The following is a 4,491-nucleotide window of genomic DNA, read 5'->3' on the forward strand; positions in this document are numbered from 1 at the left end:
ACTTTCACATAGGTTTCATCGACTCTCCAGGAATCATTGGTTGGCTTAAGATAACGTCGTACTCGTTCATCTAATTCAGGTCCATATTGATGAACCCAACGCATAATAGTTGTATGAGCCATAGATAGTCCACGTTCTTCCATCATTTCGACTAAATCACGAAAACTGAGGTTATACCGTAGGTACCATCTAACGGTTAATAAAATAATATCAGGTTGAAAATGTTTCCACTTGAATAGATTTTGCTTTTCCATACTGATCATCACGTCCTTTTTTAGAGTAATAGTATCAGTATGTCCAAGTTTGGGAGATTACTTGCAGATATTTTGAAGTTTTTGCACCAGAACCGATTTATAGGTGTACATCATTTTTTATTTACAGAAAAAAAGAAACTCATTCCTTTAAACAAGACGAGTTCTTTCCTATTAATATAGTATTACATAGCGACAGAAACAACAGAACCCTTCTCTCTATCGTAAGAGGGAATCCATATATTAGGGGTAACAGAAGGGCCAAACCGACGACGTAGCTCACCTTGAACTTTTTGAAAAGCGTATTCTTCTGAAGATGCCGCTACAGTGATGACTTGTTTTTGTAATCGATTGCCTACTACGAGCACGTAGTGTACCTGATACTGAAATATCATACACGTTCATCCTTTTCCAATCATAGATATAAGAAACTTATGATAGGATTCTGCGATGTATGTGCTATAAATGAAAAATTAATGTACTGCTATAAAGACTTACATGTTCTTTCCTATACTCGTTATCTATTCCATTCAAAGAAAAGGCACCACATATCATTTCATGTGTGCCCCAAAAGTTGGAGGAGAACATCTTATAGATAGTTTATCACCCTGTTTCTATCGAAGTTTGTTACAATTTGTATGGTACATAAAAATATTGGTTCTGGTGCAAACAAAAAGGAATGTCATTGTGACATCCTTTACTGTTCCTCATATTCTTTTAAAAGTTTATAAAAAGTGGTTCGCTTCAAACCTAATGCATTCATCGCGTTAGTTGTATTGATCTCTCTATGCTTCCACCGCTTATATACTTCATCCCATCCAACAGGAAAATCAATTTTCTTGCGGCCTTTATATAATCCTTTTTCTTTGGCGATGGCTATGCCCTCACGTTGTCTTTCAAGTAAGTTCTCACGTTCGAATTCATTAATGGCAGCTATCATCGTCAACATGAGCCTTCCTTGTGGAGTGCTTGTATCAATATTCTCCTTTTCGCTAACAAGCTTTACTCCTTTTGCCTCTAACTGTTTCGTGATATTGAGCAAATCCTGTGTACTTCTTGCTAAACGTGAAAAGTCACGAATGTAGATACAATCCCCTTCCCGGACATACTCAAGCATTTCTTGTAACTTTGGTCTATTTGTATCCTTTGCGGATACCTTTTCCTCGAACCACTTCTCAATACCATATTTATCTAATAATACTTTTTGTTGATCCAAATTCTGATCAACTGTACTAACTCTTATATAAGCTATCTTCTTCCCCACCATTGTTCCTTCTCCTCTACCGCTTTTTGATCTTATTATATACAATTTGTCCGTCTAGAGTCATGACTTTCACAGAATTTTGTTCATAAATACTAAAAACAATTACAAACGAACATAAAAACATATACTTATCACTGTCCGTCTAGACTACATCCTAAACGAACAAAAGAAGCCTGTTGAATTCAACAGGCTTCTTTACATAATCAGTGTTATTGGTAGTTACTTCACTAATGTACCTGTTAGTTGAAGTGTTAAACTTCACAAACTATTAGCCGGCTCAGGGCTATCCAATTTTAGTTAGAATATAGCTTTAATAGTTCTTGTACTGGAAAACTATTTGTATTGTTCACCTCAACAAAATATACTAACTGCCATTTTTGTGTTTCGATAGCTTGTTTGCTAGTGGGATTTTCCCATCTAGGGTAAACTCTAATTGCCATTTTACCTTTTGTAGTGGCTGTTTTAAGGATATTTTGTTTCACAAGAACTTCTTTTGGAAAAACGAATTGTCCAAAATTATTGTTACTAGTAAAAGTATTGATAACCAATAAATCAGTAGCCTTTTCATATGAAAAGGCTTGGTTTTTATTATCTCCATCTTTTTCCCAAAAAGCAACAAACTGTCCTATCTTGTTAGGTGTTATTTTTGCGACTCTAAATCTAACCGATTTTGAATTTAGTTGAAACATACCAGCCCCATAATCTGAATTTTGAGCTTCTTCTCGAATAGCATTTATAGTTAAGTGATTTGGTTCATAAAAAATTTTATTTACATATGTTAACGCCTTATAAAATTCATTCACTGCTTTGTACTCCTTATTTTTTATACTACGTAATCCAATGCCTTCTTGAATAGAATAGGCTAATTATAAAATACCGTCAAAATTTTCTTATTTTATCACGTTTCTTATCTAGCTATCCTGCCCCGTTAGTTGAAAAAGAATCTATTCCAAAACCCTTAAGTTTTGGAACCGGAAATGAAAAATCCCTTCATGCATGCTGAAGGGATTTCATGTTTACATAATCAATGTTATGAGTAGTTATATAATTTTTGATGTTAAGTTAATTTATGATTTGTTACTGTGAAGTCAAGAAATTCAACATTTAAACCAAACTTGATAATACCGCTTTTGTACGATTGTCTACTACTTCATAATAAATTTCTAATCCTTTTCGAGTTCCTGAAATAATTTTAGCAGCTTTTAGTTTGGCTAAATGTTGGCTAATTGTACTTTGAGGCATTTGTAATTTTCCATACATTGTTGTTACATTAGTAGGGCCTTTTGTAAGCATTATTTCTATTAAGCTTAAACGGACAGGATGTGCCAATACCTTTAACACTTCAGCGATATCTTCATACTTCATATATGATCACCCCTCATTATTTCATTTAATCATGATTTATTAATAATGATTAAATTCGTAATCCAATTAGGGAAATCCTGTTGTATATGGTATTTATGTGAAGTTTACATAATCAGTGTTATCGGTAGTAAGCTGTCAGTTCTTTACTCTACTCTGAGATACATTGACTTCCGATAATGATAGGTTATGTAAACCTCAAATGAATACGGTATTCATTGTTACTTGTTCAACTGACAAGACACAGTTTCTTTTTTTTTAGAGAAATAAAAGCAGGTGAATTCCTTAAAATAATAAATCTTGCTTCTGGTGCAAGTATATTTCTAACAAGCCATATTTGCACCAGATCCCGTTCAATTTATTATAAAGGTTGTTCCATGAATCGAATCTTTGTCTCTATCGTTAACCGAATTTGAAGCGTCCATGTTCGATTGTTTTCTTATTCATGGGCTTATTTTCTGTTTTCGCCGTCTTCTTCAAAATATGCCATGAACGATTCCATTTCACTTGTCTTGTCGCCGTCCAATTGGTGCGACACGCCAAACGTTTTACCCTTTCCGTCCTTATTAATTGCAACATCAATATCGTTCAACAATTTTGTCATATATTCGTATGACCGCCGCATTCTTTCATTTACAGGCTTCCATTGCTTGATGTATTCCGTTTTATCCATTGCTTTCCCGTCGGGGTCAATGTGATCGGTTCGGACAAATTGTTCGTGTTCGATTATTCCCGCAAGTTCCCGCAAGTTTTCAAAGTCTTTTTCAAGGTCACCGCCCTCAACTCGAACATATCCTCTCACGACGTTTGAAACGGATTGAGCTTTCAAATAGTAATCATATCCTTCATCATATTCCGATTTGGAAATTTTAGGGTCTGTTTTTGAAAATGCATTGACTTCAAATGCAACCCAACCTTTTGCATTTATTGATGAGTCTTTCCATTTTTTGTTCGGATTCGGGTCAACAACCTTTTTGACAGTTTCCGCTTTCGGGATTGGTTTCGGATTTTCGTCCGCCTTCGTCAATGTGTAACCTGTGAATAAAATTCCTGCAACGGCCAACGTTCCAATTGCAAATAATGTTTTTGATCTCATTTTTTGTCCTTCGCTTTCTTTCATAATTTTCCCTTATTTAACCTTAACATAAAAAAATAGCTATTTTAAGAACAAATTTCCATATTATAGCGATTGGATATTTCAACAAATGATAGAAAATAAGATTGTGGTACAAAAAGTTCAACACACTTACAAGTAATCTCTAAATCTTGAACATACTGATACTAGCACTCTAAAAAAGGACGTGATTAGGGTTCTGGTGCAAATATGATTTGTTAGAAACGTAGAGCCTCCATATCCTTTTCATCTAGGGGTTATGATGTTATTCCAAATAATTTATGTATGAATTCAATCTCGCTTTGGACAGACTCCACCCCTTGTTGCAGTTGTCCTTTTTTCAGCATATGCATCACCTCTACTCCACAGATGATCCGTTTGGCTGTTTGAAACGTTTTTAATCCTAACATAGAACGGACTCGCTTCTTTATAAAGCGATGATCTTGCTCTACTATGTTATTCAAGTACTTCTGTTGTCTAAGTTGCATACCGTCAGGTAT

Annotated in this window: 6 protein-coding genes and 1 pseudogene; all 7 read right to left on the reverse strand. The window is 34.7% G+C overall.

What is annotated here, in order from left to right; translation table 11 throughout:
* A pseudogene (locus H540_RS0121595) lies at positions 1-254 on the reverse strand (IS6 family transposase); the annotation flags it as partial.
* A 182-nt stretch (positions 255-436) separates the two neighbouring features.
* Positions 437-646, reverse strand: a complete 210-nt coding sequence (locus tag H540_RS30595; protein ID WP_034671655.1) for a DUF3903 domain-containing protein — start codon at positions 644-646, stop codon at positions 437-439.
* 302 nt (positions 647-948) lie between these two features.
* On the reverse strand, positions 949-1,518 hold the full coding sequence (locus tag H540_RS0121605; protein ID WP_028402347.1) for a recombinase family protein: 570 nt from the start codon (positions 1,516-1,518) through the stop codon (positions 949-951).
* Between the two features lie 290 nt (positions 1,519-1,808).
* Positions 1,809-2,318 carry a MepB family protein gene (locus tag H540_RS0121610; RefSeq protein WP_028402348.1) on the reverse strand — a complete coding sequence of 170 codons (510 nt, stop codon included), beginning with the start codon at positions 2,316-2,318 and terminating at the stop codon, positions 1,809-1,811.
* A gap of 301 nt (positions 2,319-2,619) precedes the next feature.
* A complete protein-coding gene (locus H540_RS0121615; protein WP_028402349.1) occupies positions 2,620-2,880 on the reverse strand; it encodes an ArsR/SmtB family transcription factor in 261 nt (86 codons plus the stop codon).
* Positions 2,881-3,328: 448 nt separating this feature from the next.
* Positions 3,329-3,973 carry a hypothetical protein gene (locus tag H540_RS0121620; protein WP_245592322.1) on the reverse strand — a complete coding sequence of 215 codons (645 nt, stop codon included), beginning with the start codon at positions 3,971-3,973 and terminating at the stop codon, positions 3,329-3,331.
* A 275-nt stretch (positions 3,974-4,248) separates the two neighbouring features.
* A partial coding sequence (locus H540_RS0121625; RefSeq protein WP_028402351.1) for a DDE-type integrase/transposase/recombinase occupies positions 4,249-4,491 on the reverse strand: 243 nt, incomplete at its 5' end.

The sequence above is a fragment of the Ectobacillus panaciterrae DSM 19096 genome, from assembly GCF_000430785.1.
Classification (GTDB): Bacteria; Bacillota; Bacilli; order Bacillales; family Bacillaceae_G; genus Ectobacillus; species Ectobacillus panaciterrae.